The sequence below is a fragment of the Streptomyces griseiscabiei genome, assembly GCF_020010925.1.
GTDB classification, from domain to species: domain Bacteria; phylum Actinomycetota; class Actinomycetes; order Streptomycetales; family Streptomycetaceae; genus Streptomyces; species Streptomyces griseiscabiei.
This window is the reverse complement of sequence record NZ_JAGJBZ010000001.1, coordinates 3,138,157-3,159,501: the sequence shown is the minus strand read 5'-3', so window position 1 is coordinate 3,159,501 and position 21,345 is coordinate 3,138,157. Positions and strand designations below refer to the sequence as shown.

The window sequence follows — 21,345 nt, the reverse complement described above, 5'->3', positions numbered from 1 at the left end:
GCGGGCCCGTCACCCCGAGCCCATCGTCACGAAGCGCTGCACCAGTGACGCCAGCAGCAGGGCCAGCAGCGGCAGGCTGAACCAGAAACTGCTCTGCAGCCAGCGGAGTTGGCGGACGCTCGGGCGGACCGCCACCCGTACGATCTCGCGGACGCTCAGCAGGACGATCAGGGCGATCGCGGCCAGGCCGCCCACCACCGACCAGGGCGTCCAGGTGACCTGCGGGCCGATCGGGCCGGGGTCGGGTGCCGGGGCCCTGCCCGGCTGGTCGCGCAGGGCGAAGATCGTGGCGTCGGTGTTGGAGAAGACCTGTTCGAGGTCGGCGCGCTTGTCGAGGTTCCGGACGAGCCGGGACTCCCAGTTCCTGGAGTAGCCGGCGTCCATCTGCAGGTTGACGACCTGACTGCGGTTGATGATCAGGAAGGAGTTGGCGCCCGCGTCCTTCAGCGCCTTGACCACCCCGGACACCAGCACCGGATCGCTCGGTGCGAGCGTCGGCACGTACTCGACCTTCTCCATGTCCCGCGCGCCCCACGGCATCGCGGGCGTCACGTTGTTCACCGGGTCGTCGCTGAGCCAGAGCAGCCGAACCGTCGGGTCGTCGTGGGCGTAGACGTACTCCATGGCGGCGACCTCGCCCGGCCGGACGCGCTCGAAGGGCTCGTTGCCCCAGCGGGCGACCAGGAAACCGCCGATGAGGAGGAGGCCCGCGACCAGGGCGGCCAGCGGGGCGAGGCTCACCCGGTCCTTGTCGCGTTCCTCGGTGGTGACGCCGGTGCGCGGGAACAGGGCGAGCCCGGCCAGCAGCGCGGCGCCGGGCAGCGCGAACATGAAGACCCGCAGGGCCATCTCGCCGCCGTACGACTGCATGCCGAAGCCCAGGAACGGGACGAAGGTCAGGACGAGCAGGGAGCGTTCGCGGTACCTGTTCCCACGGCGGCGCCAGAAGCCGTAGCAGGCCGCGAGCATGACCGTGCCGGCGAGGGCCACGCGCGCGTAGAGGACGAGCTTGTGCGTCGAACTGCCCTCGCCGATCCGGCCGGAGACCGAGGACGTCACATTGCCGCCGACGCCGCCGACCCCGCCGAAGAGTTCGTCGAAGTGGCCCGACCAGTACGGCTCGGCGAGATAGCCCAGCCAGACGGCGACCATCACGGCGAACAGGATGGGCAGGCCCCGCAGTTCGGAGCGGCCGGTCAGGACGAGGACCGCGAGGACGCCCAGCATCACGAACGGGGTCAGCTGGTGGGCCGGGACCGTCGCCGCGTACAGGGCGATCAGGACCGTCAGCAGGACCGCGCGCTGGCGGCGGTCCGACGGTTCCACCTCCGCCTCGCCGGGGCGCACCTTGCCCCACAGCATGTGCGGGGCCCGGAACCAGACCAGCAGGATCGCGACGAAGACCAGGTAGAGGAGGTAGGTGAAGCCCTGCGGGGAGAAGTAGTCCTGGCCCACCCAGCCGCTGAGGACGAAGACCCAGACGCCGGTCCACTTGGCGCGCCAGCTCGCCCGCATATGGCGGGCGAGGAGGAACATCGGGGCCAGGTAGAGGAGTTGGATCGCCGTCGGCCACCAGCGGATGATCTCGGTGAAGTCGGTGATCCCGCAGGCCTCGGCGACGAACGCGGCCGCCGCGAAGAAGCCGGGCCAGCTCCAGCGGGCGTCCAGGTCGGGTACGGCCGTGCCGGTGCGGTCGATGTAGTCGATGAAGCCCAGATGCTGCCAGGCGGTGGCGAAGCGGGGCTCGGTCTCGATCACGGCCGGGAGCGCGTGCAGCGAGAACACGGTGGCCAGCAGCGTGATCAGCAGCAGTCCGCGGTGTTCACGGGCCGGCCACAGCAGCGCGGCGAACACCACGGCCAGCAGCGCCGCCCCGGCCAGGGTCGGCACGGGCAGCACGGAGATCAGACCGAGCCCGCCCATCCGGTCCAGATCGGCGTCGTCCAGCGCCAGCGCGGGCACCCAGTAGAGCAGCAGCGCGGCCGTCAGCAGGAGGCCGAGGACCACACCGGTGACCGTGGGGTGCGGCAGCAGCCGTTCACGCAGGGGCACCCGGGGCGCCTGCGGCGGCTCCGGGGCGGACGGCACGGCGGACGGCGCCTGCGGGACGGACGACACGGGGGACGGCGCCTCCGGGGCCGGGGATGTCGAGGGTGTCTCCTTCTCGAACGGCGCGTCCACCTCCGGGACCTCCGCCGGGCCCAGCGAGGACTCCGAGCCGGGCTCGCGGTCCTCCACCGGCAGGCCCACCGAAGGCAGCGCGGTGAGCGGACGGGTCGGCCGGTCCTGGGCCCAGGCCGGCCGGTGGTCCTTGCGCAGGGCGGCGGTCCCGGTGGGCGGGGTGCCGGGGCCGGGCCGGACGTCCGGGCGGCGTTCCAGATGGTCGAAGTCGACATGGATGCCGAGCGCGAGGGTGTCGGAGTCCAGGCGCCGGGTCCAGGCTCCGCTCTGCCGCTGCGCGGCCGCGGCCACCCGGCCCAGGTCGGCGAGGTCGCCGTCCGGTGCCGTGCCGGGGGGCACCTCGGCGGGCCCGGCCGTGCGCAGGACGCGGTACAGCCGGGGCGCGGCGATCAGCACGATCACCGCGAGGCTGGAGATCTCGGCGACGCCCGCGCCGGTCAGGCCCATCCGGGGGAGCAGCACCAGCGTCAGACCGAGGACCAGGGCGCACAACAGGCCCTGCAGCCAGGCGAGTCCGGCGGTACGGCTCTGCGCGCGCAGCACCGCGAAGTACGTCTCCATCACGACCCGCAGCAGCGCGCCGACCGCGAACCAGCGCAGCAGCGGGGTCGCCGCGTCCGCGTAGCCCTGCCCGAAGACGGCCAGGATCCAGGGCGCCCCGAAGAACAGCACCCCGCAGACCGGGAGCATGATCCTGGCCATCCGCTTCAGCGCGGCCCGGGTGTTGGCCGCGAGGCGGGCCGGATCGTGCGCGCCCTCGACGGTCAGCGAGGCGCCCATGTTGATGGCGAGCAGATTGACCGTGCCGCCGATGGTGGTGGTGATGTAGAAGTACGCGTTGTCGGCGGAGCTGACCTGGGCGGCCACGATCACCGGCACCAGATAGACCACGGCCAGCGAGAAGAGGGACCCCGTGTAGTCGCCGGCGAGGAAGCGGCCGATCTCCCTGAGCGACGGGGGACGCGCGTGGTCCGCGGTGGCCTTCGCATGGGCCGGGATCAGCCGCCGGAACACCAGCCAGCCCAGCGGCAGCACGGACATCGCGATCGCCGCGACCCAGGACACGAAGACGCCCATGGTCGGGACCGCGGCGGCGAACACCACCAGCAGCACCAGCTTCACCGCCGAGAAGACGGTGTTGCCGACCGGCACCCACACCGCGCTGCGCAGCCCGGTGAGCACCCCGTCCTGGAGCGTCAGCGTCGACCAGGCGACCACCGCGAGCACGAAGAACACGGCGTAGAGCGGATCGTGCAGAAAGCTGTACGACGACCCCCACAGCCCCAGCGTCAGCAGGAACAGCCCCGCCGCGAGCGCCACGACCACCGCGCTGCCCGCGTACGTACGGAAGATCAGCCGGCCGGTGTCCCGGCCCGCGACCGGGATGAACCGGGCCAGCGCCCCCGTCAGCGTCAGCGCGGTGAGCCCGGCGAGGAGCTTCATCGCGGCGATCGCGGCGGAGCCCTGCCCGACCGACGCCTCGGTGTAGTACCGGGCGGCGGCCAGCCAGAAGCCGAGTCCCAGCACGGCCGAGATACCGGTGTTCAGCATCAGGGCGTAGGCGTTGCGGAACAGCTGGTCGCCCCCCGCTCCCCGGCCCAGTCCGGGCAGCCGCAGCCTGCGGCCGGAGCCGGGCCTGCGCCCGGTCTCCTCGGTCGTGGTGTCCTCGGCCTGGTGTGCCGTGGTGGTGGTCGTGTCAGACACGGGAGCGGATGGCCTTCCGGACCTGTCGTGCTCTTCGGACCATGGCGTACCCCTTGGTCAGGGCACGGTCCCGGGCGAAGTTGCGGGCGATCGCGCGGCCCTCGATGAGCTGTTCGAACTCGGCGAGCCCGGTGGAGCGCCGTACGGTCACCCGCCGCAGCGCGTACGGGCCCTGCGCCCGCCGGGCCAGCGCGTTGCCGACCGCCAGCGACTGGGCGAACCCCGTCTCCCGGACCGCCACGCGCACCCGGCGGCTGGAGTAGCCGTACGGGTAGGCGAAGGAGACGGGCCGGGTGCCCAGTTCGTCGGCGACGACCTGCCGGCAGCGCCGCAGCTCGAAGCGGAGCCGGTCGTCGTCGAGCATGTCGAGCTGCGGATGGGTGTGGCTGTGCCCGCCGATCTCCACCCCGTTGTCGGCGAGTTCGCGGACCTGGTCCCAGTCGAGCATGGCGTCGAGGGCCTCGCCGTTGTCGTACGGCCCCTCGATCCAGCCGGTGGTGACGAACAGGGAGGCCGCGAAGCCGTGTTTGACGAGGACGGGAAGGGCGTGCCGGTGCACGCCCGCGTAGCCGTCGTCGAAGGTGACCAGGACGGGCCGGGCCGGGAGCGGGCGGCCGAGCCGCCAGCCCGCCGCCAGGGCCGCCGTGTCGACCGGGGTGTACCCCAGGTCGTCGACGAGCGCCATCTGCTCCGCGAAGGCCTCCGGGGACACCGACAGCTCTCTGGTGGCGTCGTTCGGCGCGGTGGACACCGCGTGGTACATCAGGATCGGTACGGCTCCCGGTGCCGCCCCCGGAGTCCCGGTCGCCCCCGCCGCCTCGGTCGTGTCCGTCATGACGAGCCCCCCTCGCCCCCCTTGCCGCCCGCACCGCCGCCCGGGATCTCGCCCACCGAGAACGTGACCTCGCCCCTGCGGGCCCGGACGCTCCCGACAACGTACCCCCCGGCCGCCGCCGCCACCCCCGTGACGATCGCGCCCGCACGTCCCGCGCCCCCCGCGCGGCCGAGCAGCGCGTCCCGCAGCCCGCGCGCCACCCCGGCGGGCAGCACCCGCGTGGTGTACCGGCGTTCCGACTCCAGCCCCTTGCCCGCGCCGACGCTCCGGGCCACCAGCGCCTTCGACAGGCCCTCGGCGTAGGTGCGGGTGCGGAAGTACGCGAAGCGCTCCCGTGCGCCGGGCACCCGGTGGTGGATGACCGCCCGGTCGTCGAGCAGCAGCACCGCGTCCGGCCGGGCCCGGGAGAGCCGGATGCACAGCTCCGTCTCCTCGCCGCCCAGCGGGCGCCGGTTCCCGTCCCGGCCGATGCCGGTGGCGAAGCCCCCGGCCGCGTCGAAGGCGGCGCGGCGGAACGAGGCGTTGCCGCCGAGGACGTTGCGGACCTCGGCGACCCCGCCCGGCAGGCCCTTGTACGCGCAGCCCACCACCCAGTCGAACTCCTCGGGGAACCAGACCGGGCGGCGGCCGGACGCCCACACGGGCACCGTACGGCCGCCGACGGCCATCACCCGGGGATCGGTGTACCCCTCGGCGAACCAGCGCAGCCAGTCGCGCTCGGCGACCGCGTCGTCGTCGAGGAAGGCGATGATCTCCCCGTACGACGCGGCGATGCCCGTGTTGCGGCCGGCGGACAGCCCGCGGGGGCCCGCGTTGGCGAGCACCCGCACCTCGTCGACCTCTTTGTACTCCCCGGTGAGACGCTCCAGCAGGGCCTGGTTGTGGTCCACCACCACAAGCGTCTCCAGGGCCGGCCGGGACTGGGCGCGCACCGAGGCGACCGCCGCGAGGATGTCCTCCCAGCGGTCCTCGGTGTACACACAGACCACGACCGAGACGGCCGGCTCGCTCAAGACGACTCTCCCCGGCCGGCGGTGAGCGTCGTGGCGTGCGAACGGCGGCGCAGCGCACGCCGGTTGGAGCGCTCCTTCAGGATCACCCTCAGCACCCGCAGTCCGTCGCGGACGGCCCGCAGATTGCTCGCGCCGTGGATGCGCAGATACTCGTGGCTCGGGATCTCCTGCACCTTCAGGCCCGCCTTGACGACCCGGATGTTCATCAGGGTCTCCACCTCGAAGCCGGTGCAGTCGAGGTCGATCTTGTCCAGGCAGTGCCGCCAGAACGCGTTGTAGCCGTAGCACAGGTCGGTGTAGCGGGCGCCGAACTTGCGGTTCACGGTGGTGCACAGCGCCCAGTTGCCGAGCTTGCGGATCAGGGTCATGTCGTCGGTGCCGCCGCCGTTGGCGAAGCGGGAGCCCTTGGCGAAGTCGGCGCCCGAGACGAGCGCGGAGACGTAGGAGACGATCTCGTGCCCGTCGGCCGAGCCGTCCGCGTCGACCATCACGATGATGTCACCGGTGCAGGCCTCGAAGCCGGTGATCAGGGCGTCCCCCTTGCCCTTGCCCTGCTGCGGGACGACCTTGACGTCCGGCCACAGTTCCCGGGCCACCCCGACGGTGTCGTCGGTGGAGTTGCCGTCGACCAGGACCACTTCGTGGATCCAGCCCGGCAGCGTCTTGAAGACGTACGGAAGATTCTCCGCCTCGTTCATGGCCGGTATCACCACACTCACCGGTGGCGCGATGGCCAGGTGATCGGTGATCGGCCGGTAGGTGACCGGTTCGGGTATGGCCGGGCGCAGAACTGAGCTCATGAGTCTGGTCCCTCTCGTCCGGTGAACCACCCGCCCCTGGGTGGTTCGGCATGTTGTCCGGTTCGAAAGGGGGGTTCTCACTCACGGCATGGCGAAGTCGATCTCCGTGCACGCCGGGTGAGCTGGCAAAGCCGGCCGACTGTCGCGACTCGGCAGTCGGTCGCGCGGCACGACTCGGTAAACGATGCGGTCACCGAGCACGGCACCCCCCTACCGCGCCCCGCGCCGGGACCGCCGCGCCCCTTGAGCCCTCCCCTAGGAGCATGTGCTGACGGACCGATGCGGGTTGATGTACAACGATGTAAGACGGTATTGATGGTTGAACCCGTATGGCAAGACCTACTACGAGGCCTCACGTTTTTGTTGATGTGTCCGTTACCTGACCTCCCGACCGGATACTTCCCAACCGCTTCAGCAGTCGGTCCGCCGGTTCGAACAACTCCGGTCGCGCCAGCACCACATTGCGCAGCGCCCGGACCGGTGCCCGACGGGCCCGGTGACCGAGGGCCACCGGATGACGCCGGGTGACCCACCCCTCCGACACGGAGATCTCCCGGGTCTTCAGGGAATCCTTGTACTGCTTCTGCCCCCGGCCCAGATCCAGGTAGGCGATGCCGTCGGCGGCGCCCTCCTCGGCCATGTGCAGATGCAGCAGCAGGCCCGGCGAGAACCGCGCGAACGCCGGGTCGTACGCCGGGAACCAGCATGTCAGCACCCGCTCGGAGCGCAGCCCGAAATGAGCCGCGGCCGGCTTTCCGTCCGCGTACAGCACGGACAGCTGGCCAGCGAAGGATTCGGAGCGGGTGTGGAAGAGCCGGTGCACCAGCCGGGTGATCCACGGGTGCGCGAAGCGGTCGCTGCGACCCGTCCTGCGGTACTGCGCCGACTTCCAGGCCATCAGCGTGCGCAGGGCCGCCGGGTCGCGTTCGTCGTGCACATAGCGCACCTCGCTCACCGCGCGGCCGAGCCTGCGCTCCTTGGCGAACGTCGAGCGGACGAACTTCGGTGAGCGGGCGCGCAATTGGCCGAGATAGGCCTCGTAGCCCTGCTCCAGGTCCATGACGGGCGACGGGAAGCTGTCGGTGATGTGCGCGCCGAACGGGGTCTGGCCCTCCGCGAGATGGTCGAACTCCCACACCGCGAGCCCGCAGGCCCGCAGCAGCTCCTGGGCGTCCCAGGTGAATCCGGGACGGTGGACCACGCCCTGGCAGTCGGAGAGGCCGAGACCTATGGCTCTGCCCACCCCGACCGGGGTTCTCTGGTACGGGAAGAAGGCCGCCGGTTCGCCGCCCTCCCGGACGACCGCGATCCGCACCCCGCGCCGGCAGCGGCCCACCGCGAGCGCGAACTCCGGGGACAGGAACGGGTTCGCCAGCTCCGGCGCGCCATGGAGATGGGCCTTCGACTGCAAAGCGGTCCAGGCCGCCCGGTCGGCGGCGGTCAGTTCGCCGGGGCGGTACACACTGATGTCCACGTCTCAGGTCCGTCTTCTCTCCGTACGGCCGCGCATGAGCCGTACCAGACTCGGCAGGAGGACGAGCGAACTGATCACGGTCACGGCCGTGATCCCACCGGTCATCGACCACGAGTGGGTGGCGATCATGCCCTGGGCGACGAGGAGGTTCACCGCGACCGCGCCCGCGAGGGACGTCACGATCCGGCCGAACGGCTCCAGTCCGCGCAGTACGGCACCGATGGCGGCCCCTGGCGCCACGAGGAGGAAGAACAGGGTGAACGGGCCGCGCAGCACCGAGTCCGAGCCGGCGAACGCGAGCGCCGCGCCGACCCCCGCCACGGCCGCGGCCACACCCGCCAGCAGTGGCCCGCCACCGCCTGACAAAGATGGCTTGATACCCAAGGTCTGCATTGGCGACTTTGCCCCCTGAAGCGCCGGATGCCGGGCTTCAATGTCGCTCAGCGGGCGCGGGGGAGTCAAGACGCGGAACATGACGGCGGCCCTTTTCGTAATGCGACGGCAAAGGAATGCGCCGCCTCATAAAAAGCTTCCCTGGAGGCGACCCGCGCCTCCAGGGAAACCTCCGTTCACAGTCGGACGGTCGGGCGGCCGTCCGGTGTCACGGGACGATCTGCAGCAGACGGTTCGGGGAGCCGGTGCCGGGGCCGGTGACCTTGCCGGTGACGGCACCGCCGGTCAGGGCCGTGGCGACCTGGGCCGGGGTGGCCGAGGTGTGGCCGGCCAGGTAGACCGCGGCCGCGCCCGCGACGTGCGGGGTGGCCATCGAGGTGCCCGAGATGGTGTTGGTCGCGGTGTCGCTGGTGTACCAGCCGGCCGTGATCGACGAGCCCGGGGCGAAGATGTCCAGGATCGAACCGTAGTTGGAGTAGCTCGCCCGCGCGTCCGTGTTGGTGGTGGCGCCGACCGTGATCGCCGAGGCGACACGGGCCGGGGAGTACGAGGAGGCGTTGGCGTTGCTGTTGCCGGCCGCGACCGCGTAGGTGACCCCGCTGGCTATGGAGTTGGCCACGGCCGTGTCGAGCGCGGTGGAGGCACCGCCGCCGAGGGACATGTTGGCGACGGAGGGGCCGCTGTGGTTCGCGGTCACCCAGTCGATGCCCGCGACGACCCCGGCCGTGGTGCCCGAGCCGGCGTTGTTGAGCACGCGCACGGCCACGATCCTCGCCGACTTGGCGATGCCGTAGGTCGAGCCCGCGATGGTGGAGGCGACGTGCGTGCCGTGGCCGTTGCCGTCCTGGGCCACGGTGTCCCCGTCGACGGCGTCGTAGCCGTTGACCGCCCGGCCGCCGAACTGCGCGTGCGAGATGCGTACGCCGGTGTCGATGACGTACGCGGTGACCCCGCCGCCCGCGCTGTCCGGGTAGGTGTAGGTGCCGGAGAGGGGCAGCGACGCCTGGTCGGAGCGGTCCAGACCCCAGGGGGCGTTGGTCTGGGTGGCGTCGGCCGTGAAGATCTGGTTCTGCTCCACGGAGGCGACCGCCGGGTCGGCCGCCAGTCTCTTCGCCTCGGTGGCGGACAGCTCGGCCGAGTAGCCGTTGAGCGCGGTCCTGAAGGTCCGCTTCACCGAGCCGCCGTACTCCTCGACCAGGTCCTTGCCCGCGCTCGACGCGGCCTTGAGGCCCGCGCTCTTCTTGAGCGTGACGATGTAGCTGTCCTTGATCGCGGTGGGGGAGTCGGCCGCGAGCACCTTGCCCTCGGCCGGGGCGGCCTGGGCGGGGAGTGCGGTGAGGCCGCCGAGCAGGGCGGCGGTCGCCAGGGTGGTGACAGTGGCGAGCCGGATGTTCTTGATACGCAGGTGTGCCATTACGAGGTGTTCCTCCTCATAGGCGGCGCACGCCATGGGTGGGGCGCGCGTCTGTGGGGGGTGCGTGCGAGATCGCACACACGACCGGGAACGTCGCGTTCCGCTCACGGCTGTAAGCAGACTCGGTGATCCGCCGGTGCGGCTCAAGAGAGTTGAGGTGTTGTCATGTTTCTGTCACACACCCGAAATCGAACGCGAGGAGAACGCGGTGGGTACGACCCCTTGCGGACGGGAAAGTATTGACATGAACACTTCCGATCAACACGTGTAGTTGCTACGACGGTTGAGGCAGAGATCCTGCTAAAGGGAGGTTCCATGAGACGTTCCCGACTTGCGGCATACATGACCTCACTCCTCCTCGCCGCCGGCGCCGCCCTCACCGGGGCCGCGACGGCCGAGGCGTCCCAACAGGCCGCCGCCACCGGCTATGTGGCGCTCGGCGACTCCTACTCCTCGGGGGTCGGCGCGGGGAGCTACCTCTCCTCCAGCGGCGACTGCAAGCGCAGCACGAAGGCCTACCCCTACCTCTGGGCGGCCGCCAACGCCCCCTCGTCCTTCGCCTTCACGGCCTGCTCGGGCGCCCGAACGGGTGATGTTCTGGCGAGTCAACTCGGGCCGCTCGGCGCGGGCACGGGGCTGGTCTCCGTCTCCGTCGGCGGCAACGACGCCGGCTTCGCCGACGTCATGACCACCTGCGTCCTGCAGTCCGACAGCGCCTGTGTCTCCCGCATCAACACGGCGAAGGCGTACGTCGACTCCACGCTCCCCGGCCGCCTCGACCAGGTCTACTCGGCGATCAGCGCGAAGGCACCCGCCGCCCATGTGGTGGTGCTCGGCTACCCCCGCTTCTACCAGCTCGGCGGCGTCTGCCCCGGCCTCTCCCAGGCCAAGCGGTCCGCCATCAACAACGCGGCGGACTACCTGAACACCGCGATCGCCAAACGCGCCGCCGACCACGGGTTCACCTTCGGCGACGTCCGCTCCGCGTTCACCGGGCACGAACTGTGCTCGGGCAGCGCGTGGCTGCACAGCCTCAACCTGCTCAACGTCGGCGAGTCGTACCACCCGAAGGCCGCGGGCCAGTCGGGCGGCTATCTGCCGGTGTTCAGAAGCGCGGCCTGACGGCCTCGGTCCCGTACGGCGCTCCGGCCTCGTCGTCGTAGTCGGCGCCGGAGTCGTCGTACTCGAGGTTCTCCCCGTCGTCGGAGGAGGAGGTCCCGCCCGTGGCCGGGGCCTCCGTCTCGCACGTCACCGAGAACGCGACGGAGTTGGACGTCACCTCCACCGGCCCGCGGACCTCGACACTGATCTCGTCCGAGTAGCTGCCGTTCGTCGAGACGACGACCCGGTCCTGCTTGGTCTTCCCGCCTCCGGCCCCGAACGACAGGGTCTTCCAGCCCTCGTCCTCGACCTCGCCGTCCTTCGCCACCCACCGGTAGTCGACGTCCACGGGGACGCTGCCCACGGTGAACGTCGCGGTGAACGTGGGCACCTCGCCCTCCGCCGGCGGACAGGCCCCGGAGTAGTCCGTGTTCGCGCCCTCCACCGTCACCGCGACCGACTGCTCGGGCGCCTTCGTGGTCGGCTCCTCCTCGTCGGGCGTCCTGGACGGCGTCTCCTCGTCGGCGCTCGTCTCCTCGCCGCCCGGCTCCTCGCCCGTACCGCCGTCACCGGTCCGCTCGCTCGTACCGCCCACCGTGCCCGTGCCGTTGGTGGGGTTGCCGTCGTTCCCACCGTCGTCACGGTTGACCAGGGTGTACGTCAGCCCCGCGATGGCGAAGGCGATCGCCGCGATACCGGCGACCAGGAAGACCAGGGCCCGGCGGTTGCGCCCGGTCCCGCGGGCCGGCACCGCAGAGGGGTGGGTGACGGCAGGGGTGGGCCGGGGCGGCGTCGGCGGCCCGTACCGGTTCAAGTCCGGTTCCGGGTCCGTCCTCCCGCCCGCGGCCGGGAAGGCCGCCACCGTGGGGCTGTACGGGCCCGTGGTGGCCGCGTGCGGGGTGCCACCGGCGGCGATGATCCGCAGGTCCCGCTCGGCCTGCTCGGCGGGGATCCGCTCGGCCGGATCCTTGCGCAGCAGCCCCTCGATCACCGGGGCCAGCGGCCCGGCGCGGTGCGGCGGCGGCAACTCCTCGTCCACGACCGCGCGCAGGGTGCTCAGCGGGGTGTTCTGCCGGAAGGGAGAGTTGCCCTCGACCGCCGCGTACAGCAGCACACCGAGCGACCACAGGTCCGACTCGGGGCCGAACGCCCGGCCGAGCGCGCGCTCCGGGGCCAGGAACTCGGGAGAGCCGATCACCTCGCCGGTCATCGTGAGCGCGGAACTGCCCTCGACCGTGGCGATACCGAAGTCGGTGAGGACGACCCGGTCGTCGTTGGACAACAGCACATTGGCCGGTTTCACATCCCGGTGCAGCACCCCCGCCTCGTGCGCGGCACGCAGCGCGGAGAGCACCTCGGCACCGACGTGCGCGGCGCGCTGCGGGGACAACGGGCCCTCGGCGTCCAGGAGATCGGCCAGCGACAGCCCGCGCACCAGCTCCATCACGATCCACGGGCGGCCGTCCTCCATGGCCACGTCGTACACCGTGACGACATTGCGGTTGGCGACCCGGGCCGCCGCCCACGCCTCCCGCTCCAGCCGGGCGTACATCCGCTCGACGTCGGACACCGAGATCCCGCCCGGCGCCCGCACCTCCTTGACGGCGACCTCGCGGTGCAGCACCTCGTCACGGGCCCGCCACACCGTGCCCATGCCGCCCTCGCCCAGCGGGGTCAGCAGCCGGTAGCGGCCCGCGATCACACGTTCACCGCCGGGTTCTTCGGACACGGCCATCCCCCGTCACTCGTATCCGCACTTCGTGTGATTCTTCCCCAAAGTAGCTCAGACGAGTGCGGATGTTGCCCCCCTGACCACCAGTACGGCCCCGAGCGCGACGACCAGCAGGGCCGACGCCAGCGGTACGGTCCTGCGCACCAGCGCGGCCGTCGGCCCGCCGAGCCGGCCCTCGCCCCGGTCCATCACCCGCGTCACCCAGCCGCCCGCCTTCACCACGGCGTACCCGGCCGCCGTCAGCGTGAGCGCCAGCCCGATGCCGTACGCCAGCACGAGCAGCAGCCCGAACCACGCCTTGCCCAGCGCCGCCGCGCCGACCAGCACGACCACGGCCGACGGGCTCGGCACCATGCCGCCCGCGAAACCGAGCAGGATCGTGCCGCGCAGCGTGGGTGCGGTGGGGTGCGTGTGCGTGAAGCCGCCGTGGGTGTGCGTGACGCCGCCGCCGAAGAGGGAGCGCTTCTGGGCGGGGGCGTCGTCGTGGTCGTGGCTGTGGTGCCCGTGCCCGTGCCCGTGGGGGTGGTCGTGGTCGTGGTCGTGGTCGTGGGATTCGGCCGTCTTGTGGTCGTGGGTGTGGGTCGCGACCGACGCGTGGGTGTGCGCGGTGGCCTGGGCGAGGACGAGTTCGCGACTGGGCTCGGGCGTGTGCTCGTGCGTGTGGGTGTGCCCGTCGCCGTGGCTGTGGTCGTGGCTGTGGTCGTGGTGGTGATGACCCTCTTCGTGGTCGTGGTCGTGGTCGTGGTCGTGGTCATGGGTGTGCCCGTGCCCGTGCTTGTGCGCGGTCGCGTGGGTGAGGGCCAGCTTGCGGTTCAGCCAGGCGCGGCGGGCCAGGGTGACGCCCGCGCCCATCACGAACAGGCCGCTCGCGATGCCCAGCCAGGTGATCACGGACGGGGCGGCGGCGGAACCGGCCAGCACGAGGAGGCCGAGGGCGACGACGCCCAGGGTGTGGGTGACCGTCACCGACGCGGCCATGGGCAGGACGTCGCGCATCCGGGCCCGGTCGCGCGCGGCGGCCGTCGCGGCCATCAGGGTCTTGCCGTGGCCGGGGCCGAGCGCGTGCATGGCGCCCAGGAACATGGCGATCCCGAAGGCCAGGGCGCCGAAGCCGAGGGTGAGGTCCTGGCTGGAGACCAGGTCGTCGAGGGCCCTGGTCCAGCGGTCCGCGCCGCGCGGCAGGATCGAGGCGCCCGGCGCCGCGCCCTCCTGCTCGGCCAGCGCGGGACCACCGGGCTCCACCTGGAGGGAGGCCTTCGCCGTGTCCTCCGGCGACTGCAGCAACTCCGCCGGGTACTCGGTGAGTTGGTTCGAGACCGACTCCTCCGGCACATCCGACCCGGTCAGGGTCGTCCGGTCGCCCCGCGCGGTGACCTCGCGCCAGCCGGGCCCGGAGTCCACGGCCGCGTGGAAGCCCACGTCGGCGGCCCGGTCCGGCAGCGCGGCCGTCAGCCGGCACTCCACCCGCAGGGTCTTCAGCCCCGCCTGGCCCGGCCGTTCCTCGGCGCGGCTCGACTTCAGCGCCACCTCGACGGCGCTCCCGTCGACGGTGACCTCACTGCCCTCGGCGGCCTTCTCGCACCGCGCTTCGGCCCAGCTCTCCTTGCCCTGCCGCTTGATGGCGGGCGCGGCCTGGGTCGCCGGGATCTCCGCGAGGTCCTCCACATGGAAGATCCTCAGCTCTCCGGGGGCGGCGACCAGGCCGTCGTACCGGTTGACGGTGAAGTTGCCGAGCGGATGGGCGCTTGCGGCCTGGGCGGGGCCGAGGACGAGCGCGCAGGCGGCCACCAGGACCGCCGTGCCGGAGGCGAACACGCGCCGGGATGAGATCACTTGGCGGTCTCCTGAGCCTGCAGTGCCTTGAGGGTCTTCCGGGCCTGCGCCGCGCCGAGCGGCGAGAAGCCGGCGTTGAGGTCGAGCGCCGCCTTGAGGGAGGCACGGGCCTCCTTCTTGTCGCCGGCCGCGTACTCGACCATCCCCCGGTGGTACAGGAACGTGGCGTCCTTGTACCCGGTGGCGGTGGCGCGGCGGGCGTACGGCAGGGCCTCGTCGTCGCGGCCGTTGACGTGCAGGGCCCAGGCGAGGGCGTCCGCCGTGTGGACCGTCTCCCGGCGCTTCCACTCGGCCTCGGCGGCGCGCAGCGCGGCCTTGGTGTCGCCGTGGTCGGCGGCGGCGAGCGCGGTGTCGAGGTCGGCGTTGACGCCGTTGGCGCGGGCGATGGCGGTGTAGGCGTCCACCAGTGCGTACTGGTCGCCCGCCCGCGTCTTGTCGCCCTTCGCCTCGTACAGCTCGCCGAGTACGACCAAGGGGCCGGGCAGCGGGTAGGAGGACACGACCTGCTCCAGGCCGCGGATCGCCTCCGCGCCGTCGCCGCTCGCGGCCTGGGCGCGGGCGCGGCCCTCCAGGGCGGGGAGGTAGGTGTCGTCGGCGCCGAGGGCGCGGGCGTAGTGGTCGAGCGAGGTCTTGTAGTCGCCCTGCTTCCAGGCGAGTTGGCCGAGCTGGGTGGCCACGTAGGCGATGTCGCCCCGGGTGGCCGCCGAGTCGAGGGCCCGTTCCAGGACGCGCCGGGCGGTCTTCACATCGCCGCGCAGCTCGTACACATAGGCGTACCGGGTGAAGACGGGGATGCCGGGGCGGCGGGTGTCGGCGAGCTTCACGGCCTTCAACGCGTCGTCGTAGCGGCCGAGTTCGACCAGCGCGTCGACGCGGCTGCACAACGCCCGCTCGCTGTACGGGTTCTCCTTGAGCGCCTTGTCCGCGTAGCGCAGGGCGTCCTCGAACTCGTGGCGGGCGGCGGCGAGCGCGGCGAGGCCGGCGAGCGCCGGGTCGTTGTCCGGCCGCAGCTTCAGCGAGCGCTCCAGCGCCTTCTCGGCCTGCGGGTAGCGGGACGGGTCGCCCTTCACCCGGGCCTGTTCCACATAGGCGAGGCCGAGGGTGGACCAGGAGCCGAAGTCCTTGGGCTGTTCCTTGAGATGGGTCTGCAACCGCTCGACCGCCGTGTCGAGGTCGCCCCCGGCGAGCTGCGCCGCCGAGACCCCCGGCGAGGACGACATGGCGACCGTCCGGTCGTCGTCCTTGGCCCCGAGCGCCACGGCGAACCCGGTGAACGCGACGGCCAGCGCCACCGCGCACGCGGTGACCCGCACCAGCCGCCGCCGGGCCGACTCGGGCGCGGGCCGACGGCTGCGCCCGGCACCGGCATCGGTACCGTGCCCAGCTCCCGGAGCGGGTTCCGGTCCGGCCTCGCTCCTCGCCGCGAGACCGGACTCGACGACGTCGCCTCCGGCTTCGGCGCCGTCCCCGGCACCGGCTTCGGGGCCGAGGCCGGAAGTGCGGGGGGCTTCGGACGCGGACCCGGGGCTGTCCACCGCGTCGGACGTCGGCCCGGACGCGCCGGCTCCGGAACCGGAGCCGGTCTCGGCAGCGGACCCGGTGTCCGACCCGGTGACCGCGAGGTCGGGGACGTCGGTCTCGGGAGTCCCCTCGTCGGGACGCGGACGCCCGTTCTGCGGCGCGCTGTCGTTCGTACCCGAGGACATGCCCTCTCCTCAACATCCTTGCCGAGTGCGGTGATCGAGACGTGCTGTGACGGTCATGGGGCGCGGCCCGCGCCGTGGGGGATGGATACGAGCGGGCCGCGCCGGTCACGGGGACCGGGCCCCATGGGGGAGGGCCCGGTCGGGCTGCCTGCGGGTCGGCGGAGGGCCTGGCCGCAGGCGGGTCGGCCTAGTAGTAGGCGCGGTCGTTCCGACGGCGCCACCACAGCAGGCCCGAGCCGATCAGCAGGACACCGGCAGCGCCGGCACCCGCCGAGGCGGCGATCAGCGTGGTGTCGTCGGTGCCGCTCTCGACACCGCCGCCGAGCGCGCTGCGGACGTTGTTCGTGGTGTTGCCCTTGACGGTCTTGCCGCGCGAACCGGCCGTCGGCAGACCGACGTACGGGAAGGACTTGCCGAACTTCTTGTCGTTCTTGTCGACCGCGTCACCCAGGTCGTTCGGGGCGTCGACCAGCTCGCCCTCGACCACCTGCAGCGCGATGTCGATCACGTCGTCGGTGAGCCGGCGTCCGTTCGGGAAGCCCTGGTTGTCACCGTCCAGCACACCGAGCCGCTTCGGCTTCTTGGTGGGCTCGATCGAGGTGTTGAGGCGCAGCTGCTCCGAAGGCGTCACGTGCGGCGGCTGGTTGAGGCCCTCGACACCCTTGAGGAAGACGTCGACGAGGTCGTTGCGCGGCTCGGCCGGCGCCGGGATCTTGTAGATCGCCTCGATGAGCTTGGGCAGCTCCGGCTCGGTGACGTTCTTCAGGAACTGCGCGTCGTCCACCGGCGAGGACGCGTTGAACTTGTCCTTGTCGCCGATGGGGTTGACGACCTCGTTCACCAGCGGCATGCCGAGGCGCGACACCTGGTGGTACTGGCCGTCGGCGCCCTGGCGCTGGGTCGTCGACCAGATGCCGACGATCGGCTGGTCCTTGGACTGGACGAGCGCCTCGCTCGGGACCTGCAGGGCGATCGAGTTGACGTTGTAGCCCTTGAGCGTGTCCCGGCCGACCTCGGAGAGGTCACCGCCGTACAGCAGGTCGAAGACGCGCAGGTCCAGGAAGAACGGGTCGTCGGCCTGGCCGGCGTACGTGGTCACCCCGCTCGCCGTCTTGTACACCGCCTCGTCGCGCAGCTTCTTGAAGTCCGGCATCGACGCCTTGCCGACGTTCGACGGCGCCACCCACACATCGTCCGCCAGCTTCGTCTTGGAGACCGCGCGGCGGTCCTTCAGCTTGATGAGGTCGATGTCGTACGTCTGCGTGATGTTCAGGTCCGCGTCGTCGAGGCTCTCCACGACGCCCGTGTTGTACAGGAACGTCTTGTCGTTCTTCGTCTTGGTCTTGAACGTGTACCGGAAGATCAGGTCTTCCTGCGCGTCACCGTCCTGGTCGACGCGGATGTCGTACTCCGCGTCCTCGGAGAAGGTGAAGAAGTTCGGTCCGCCCGCGGGCTCCTCGAAGGGGATCCAGTTCGCGATGACCGTCGTCGTGTCCGGCTTGTCCGGGCTGACGAACGCGTACACGTCGGTGTTGTCGAACTGGGGCTCACCGGAGATCAGCGGTGCCTCACGGTGGCTGGAAGCGGAGGCTGTCCCCGGTTCGAGCACGGTCACGCCGGCGGCTGCGAGCCCTCCGGCGGCCAGCGAAGCACAGATGAGAGAGGCGATGCTCCGCCGTCCCGAGCCGCTCCTGGAAGTAGGTGTCGTCATGCCGTCCGTCCTCTGTCCCAACTTGCCTGACGAACGCCATTCGGTGCGGTCGGCAGGGTGGATTGGTCGAATCCCAAACGTTCTTACGGCGCGTTTGAAAGGTTGTCTCAGCGGAGAGCGACATTCGTTGATCCGATGTTCGGATCGGTCGGCCGGATCGGTCGACCGGAGACCCGAGTTTTGGGCAGTCTGATCCGTAACCCCATCCGGAGGTGGGTCGGTTGCGAATGCCTTACGCGCGGGGATGGCCGTGCTCGGCCGGAGGCGAGGGAGAGCGAGTGGAGGCGGACAAGCTTCTGGTCCGGGTGGCCGGAGGCGACCAACGGGCGTTCGAGGAGCTGTACGCACTGGTGTCCGGCCCTGTGTTCGGGCTGGTCCGCCGGGTGGTGCGGGACCCCGCGCAGTCGGAGGAGGTGGCCCAGGAGGTGCTGCTCGAACTCTGGCGTTCCGCGGGCCGGTTCGACCCCTCCCGCGGCAGCGCGCTGTCCTGGATACTCACCCTCGCGCACCGGCGCGCGGTCGACCGGGTGCGCAGCGCCCGCGCCGCCACCGAGCGCGAGCAGCGCGAGGGACGCCGCAACCACCACCCCGCCTTCGACCAGGTCGCCGAAGAGGTCGAGGCCGGTCTCGAACGCCAGTGGGTGCGCCACTGCCTGGAGAAGCTCACCACCCTCCAGCGCGAGTCCGTCACCCTCGCCTACTACGACGGCTACACCTACCGAGAAGTGGCCGAACGGCTCTCACTGCCGCTCGGCACGGTCAAGACCCGTATGCGCGACGGACTCACACGGCTGCGCGAATGCCTGGGAGGAGTCGCATGAGCGCCCTGATCGGCCGGCCCGGGGGAGGTGCCGGGTGAGTCTCTTCCGTCGCGAGGACCTCCACTCCTTCGCCGCCCCCTACGCGCTCGACGCCCTGGAGCCCGACGAGCGGCGCCGCTTCGAGCAGCACCTGGAGCGCTGCGACCGCTGCCCCGCGGAGGTGCGCGCCCTGTCCGAGGACGCGGTCCGCCTGGCCTGGTCGACGGCCGCCCCGGCACCCGCGGCGATGCGCGACCGGGTCTTCGCCGCCGTACGCGCCACACCCCAGGAGAACCGCTCCTGGAGCGCGCAGCCCGCGAGGGAGGGGCATCTGCCCCGGCATGTGTGGGGCACCGAGCCGCCACCGAAGGCACGCGCCCGTGCGCCCCGTCTGCGCTCTTTCCTCGTCCCGCTGGCCACCGTCACGGCCGCCGGCGCACTCGTCGTGGCGTCCCTCTTCGCCGTGCAGGCCGACCGCACCCGGGACGAACTGGCCGCCGAGCGGGACCGGGCCAGTGAGATCGCCCACGTTCTCGCCGCGCCGGACGCCCGGGCGACCAGCGACCAGGACACGGAGGGCCATCGAATCGGAGTGATCGCTTCCGCTGACGAGGGGAGCGCGATCGTGACCCTCGGCGGATTCAAGAACCTCCCGAAGAACCGGGTGCATCAACTCTGGCTCATGCGCCCCGACGTGCAACCACGCTCCCTCGGTCTCTTCGACGGCGACACGCCCTTGGTCACCAGCGGAATGAACACCGACGCGACGTCACTCGCGGTGACCGTCGAACCCGACGGTGGATCAGCGCAACCCACCAGCCAGCCAGTTGTCCAACTCGCCCTGGAATCGGTCGGATTCGGAGAGTAGTCAACAACCCTGTCACGGGGTAGAGGAAGAGTGGGACCGTGATTCCCGAGTGCTCCAACGGGGCGATATGGTTACGCTGCCCGGGCCGGGTGGACTCGTACGGGTGGGGAGTGACATGGAACAGATAGCAGTGCGCAGGGCGCGAGTCCCTGCGATCACGTGCGGGAGCAGCGCGACCAGTTCGCGTCTCGACCGCCATCTCTCGGTGCTGAGCGGCCCCGCGGTGCCGCAGCGCGAGGCGGCCGAGGCGACCTCGCTGATGCGTGAGATAACGTCACGTTCCCCGCAGGAGCGCAGCAGCCGCAAGGACACGCGCGTCGGCCGGGTCTCGCTGTTCGCACCCCTGAAGAGGCTGCGCCGCTCGCTGTTCGGCAGCCGCTAGCACCCCAGTACCCAAGGGCTTTTCCGCAGGAGGGCCCGCGCTCAGGCGACCACACCGTCCCGGCGCAGCGCTGCGATCTCCTCGTCCGTCATCCCCGCGGCACGCAGCAGCGACCCGGTGTGCTCCCCGAGTGCGGGCACCGCTCCCATCCGCGCCCCGTCCCCGCCCGGCAGCGTGATCGGCGGCAGCAAGGCCCTCAGCGGACCCACCGGTGAACCCACCTCCCGCCACCGGTCCCGGGCCGCCAACTGCGGATGCTCCGCCACCTCCGTGACATCCCGTAGTCGCGCACAGGCGATCCCCGCCGCCTCCAGCCGCGCCACCGCCTCGTCGGTGCCCAGCACCCCGAGCGCCTCCCCGACCAGCGCGTCCGTACGGTCCCGGCGCTCGACCCGTGCCGGATTCGTCGCGAACTCCGGATCGTCCGCCAACTCCGGCCGCCCCAGCACCTGTTCGGCGAGCCGCCGCCACTCCCGGTCGTTCTGCACCGACAGCAGCACCCGCCCGCCGTCCGCCGTCGGATAGGCGTCGTACGGCGCGATCACCGCGTGTCCGAGCCCCGTGCGCGCCGGCGCGCTTCCCCCGTGCATCGCGTGGTGCAGCGGATGCCCCATCCACTCGGCGAGCGCCTCCAGCATCGACACCTCCACCGGCCCGCCCCGCCCGGTCGTGCCCCGCCGGACGAGCGCCGCGAGCACCCCCGAGAACGCGTACATCCCGGCCGCGATGTCCGCCGCCGGGATGCCCGCCTTCACCGGCCGCTCCGGTGTCCCCGTCACCGACACCAGACCGGCCTCGCACTGCACGAGCATGTCGTACGCCCGCTTGTCCGCGTACGGCCCCGACGCCCCGTAGCCCGAGATGTCCACCGCGATCAGCCGGGGGTGCGCGGCGCACAGCGTGGCGGCGTCCAGGCCGAGCCGGGCCGCCGCCCCGTGCGCGAGGTTCTGCACGAACACGTCCGCGTCCGCCACCAGCCGCCGGACGACGGCGAGGCCCCGCGGGTCCTTCAGGTCCAGCGCCAGGGACTCCTTGCCCCGGTTGCACCACACGAAATGCGAGGCCAGGCCCCGGGCGGCCGTGTCGTAGCCGCGGGCGAAGTCACCGCCGTCCACCCGCTCCACCTTGATCACCCGGGCCCCCAGATCGGCGAGCTGACGGGTGGCGAAGGGCGCCGCGACGGCCTGCTCCACGGCGACGACGGTGAGGCCGTCGAGGGGCAGGGGATCGGTGGGCGGGGGTTCGGTGGGGCCGGACGATGGGCGCATGCCGTGGATCATGTCCCCGCCGGGCCCGTGTTGTCACCAGGGCCGTGCCGCGCGTGTCCCCGGTCCCCGGAGGTCCGGCCGCCGGGGACCCGGGGTCCGGCCCGTCCCCCGAACGGGCCGGAGGTCACCG

Annotated in this window: 16 protein-coding genes; 4 read left to right on the top strand and 12 right to left on the bottom strand. The window is 71.7% G+C overall.

Annotation, left to right across the window (positions count from 1 at the left end; translation table 11 throughout):
* Positions 1-9: 9 nt before the first annotated feature.
* The 7 genes from J8M51_RS13725 to J8M51_RS13695 form a co-directional block, all read right to left on the bottom strand.
* Positions 10-3,885 carry a lipopolysaccharide biosynthesis protein gene (locus J8M51_RS13725; protein ID WP_086751654.1) on the bottom strand — a complete coding sequence of 1,292 codons (3,876 nt, stop codon included), beginning with the start codon at positions 3,883-3,885 and terminating at the stop codon, positions 10-12.
* A complete protein-coding gene (locus J8M51_RS13720; RefSeq protein WP_267299193.1) occupies positions 3,878-4,720 on the bottom strand; it encodes a polysaccharide deacetylase family protein in 843 nt (280 codons plus the stop codon). The genes J8M51_RS13725 and J8M51_RS13720 overlap by 8 nt, the downstream gene beginning before the upstream one ends.
* Positions 4,717-5,733, bottom strand: coding sequence for a glycosyltransferase family 2 protein (locus J8M51_RS13715; RefSeq protein ID WP_216589041.1), 1,017 nt, complete (start codon positions 5,731-5,733; stop codon positions 4,717-4,719). The genes J8M51_RS13720 and J8M51_RS13715 overlap by 4 nt, the downstream gene beginning before the upstream one ends.
* The gene (locus J8M51_RS13710) at positions 5,730-6,533 is read right to left on the bottom strand and encodes a glycosyltransferase family 2 protein (RefSeq protein WP_086758172.1); all 804 of its coding nucleotides are present in this window, start codon (positions 6,531-6,533) and stop codon (positions 5,730-5,732) included. The genes J8M51_RS13715 and J8M51_RS13710 overlap by 4 nt, the downstream gene beginning before the upstream one ends.
* A 352-nt stretch (positions 6,534-6,885) precedes the next feature.
* Positions 6,886-8,007: a GNAT family N-acetyltransferase gene (locus J8M51_RS13705; protein WP_086758170.1), complete on the bottom strand. Its 1,122-nt coding sequence runs from the start codon at positions 8,005-8,007 to the stop codon at positions 6,886-6,888.
* Positions 8,008-8,010: 3 nt separating this feature from the next.
* On the bottom strand, positions 8,011-8,373 hold the full coding sequence (locus J8M51_RS13700) for a hypothetical protein (RefSeq protein ID WP_398856025.1): 363 nt from the start codon (positions 8,371-8,373) through the stop codon (positions 8,011-8,013).
* Between the two features lie 235 nt (positions 8,374-8,608).
* Positions 8,609-9,814, bottom strand: coding sequence for a S8 family peptidase (locus J8M51_RS13695; protein WP_086758167.1), 1,206 nt, complete (start codon positions 9,812-9,814; stop codon positions 8,609-8,611).
* Between the two features lie 315 nt (positions 9,815-10,129).
* Here J8M51_RS13695 and J8M51_RS13690 point away from each other — a divergent pair, with 315 nt between their 5' ends.
* Positions 10,130-10,936: an SGNH/GDSL hydrolase family protein gene (locus J8M51_RS13690; RefSeq protein ID WP_086758165.1), complete on the top strand. Its 807-nt coding sequence runs from the start codon at positions 10,130-10,132 to the stop codon at positions 10,934-10,936.
* On the opposite strand, the gene J8M51_RS13685 is transcribed toward J8M51_RS13690, so the two are convergent.
* The 4 genes from J8M51_RS13685 to J8M51_RS13670 form a co-directional block, all read right to left on the bottom strand.
* The gene (locus tag J8M51_RS13685) at positions 10,920-12,650 is read right to left on the bottom strand and encodes a serine/threonine-protein kinase (protein ID WP_267299192.1); all 1,731 of its coding nucleotides are present in this window, start codon (positions 12,648-12,650) and stop codon (positions 10,920-10,922) included. The two genes, J8M51_RS13690 and J8M51_RS13685, sit on opposite strands and share 17 nt — an antisense overlap.
* Before the next feature lie 48 nt (positions 12,651-12,698).
* On the bottom strand, positions 12,699-14,477 hold the full coding sequence (locus J8M51_RS13680; protein ID WP_398856319.1) for a HoxN/HupN/NixA family nickel/cobalt transporter: 1,779 nt from the start codon (positions 14,475-14,477) through the stop codon (positions 12,699-12,701).
* Complete coding sequence (locus tag J8M51_RS13675) at positions 14,477-16,186, bottom strand: tetratricopeptide repeat protein (protein WP_179203476.1); 1,710 nt, start codon at positions 16,184-16,186, stop codon at positions 14,477-14,479. Before J8M51_RS13675 ends, J8M51_RS13680 begins: the two co-directional genes overlap by 1 nt.
* Positions 16,187-16,373: 187 nt before the next feature.
* A complete protein-coding gene (locus J8M51_RS13670; protein ID WP_086763083.1) occupies positions 16,374-17,897 on the bottom strand; it encodes a DUF4331 domain-containing protein in 1,524 nt (507 codons plus the stop codon).
* A 278-nt stretch (positions 17,898-18,175) separates the two neighbouring features.
* Between J8M51_RS13670 and J8M51_RS13665 the strand changes: the two genes are divergently transcribed.
* The 3 genes from J8M51_RS13665 (at position 18,176) to J8M51_RS13655 (ending at position 19,947) form a co-directional block, all read left to right on the top strand.
* Complete coding sequence (locus tag J8M51_RS13665) at positions 18,176-18,718, top strand: sigma-70 family RNA polymerase sigma factor (RefSeq protein WP_086763085.1); 543 nt, start codon at positions 18,176-18,178, stop codon at positions 18,716-18,718.
* A 34-nt stretch (positions 18,719-18,752) separates the two neighbouring features.
* Entirely contained in the window at positions 18,753-19,565 is an 813-nt protein-coding gene (locus J8M51_RS13660) for an anti-sigma factor (RefSeq protein WP_086763087.1), read from the top strand.
* Between the two features lie 115 nt (positions 19,566-19,680).
* On the top strand, positions 19,681-19,947 hold the full coding sequence (locus J8M51_RS13655) for a hypothetical protein (RefSeq protein WP_086763099.1): 267 nt from the start codon (positions 19,681-19,683) through the stop codon (positions 19,945-19,947).
* A gap of 41 nt (positions 19,948-19,988) precedes the next feature.
* Here the strand turns inward: J8M51_RS13655 and J8M51_RS13650 are convergent, their stop codons facing one another.
* Complete coding sequence (locus tag J8M51_RS13650) at positions 19,989-21,227, bottom strand: CaiB/BaiF CoA transferase family protein (protein ID WP_086763089.1); 1,239 nt, start codon at positions 21,225-21,227, stop codon at positions 19,989-19,991.
* Between the last annotated feature and the right edge of the window lie 118 nt (positions 21,228-21,345).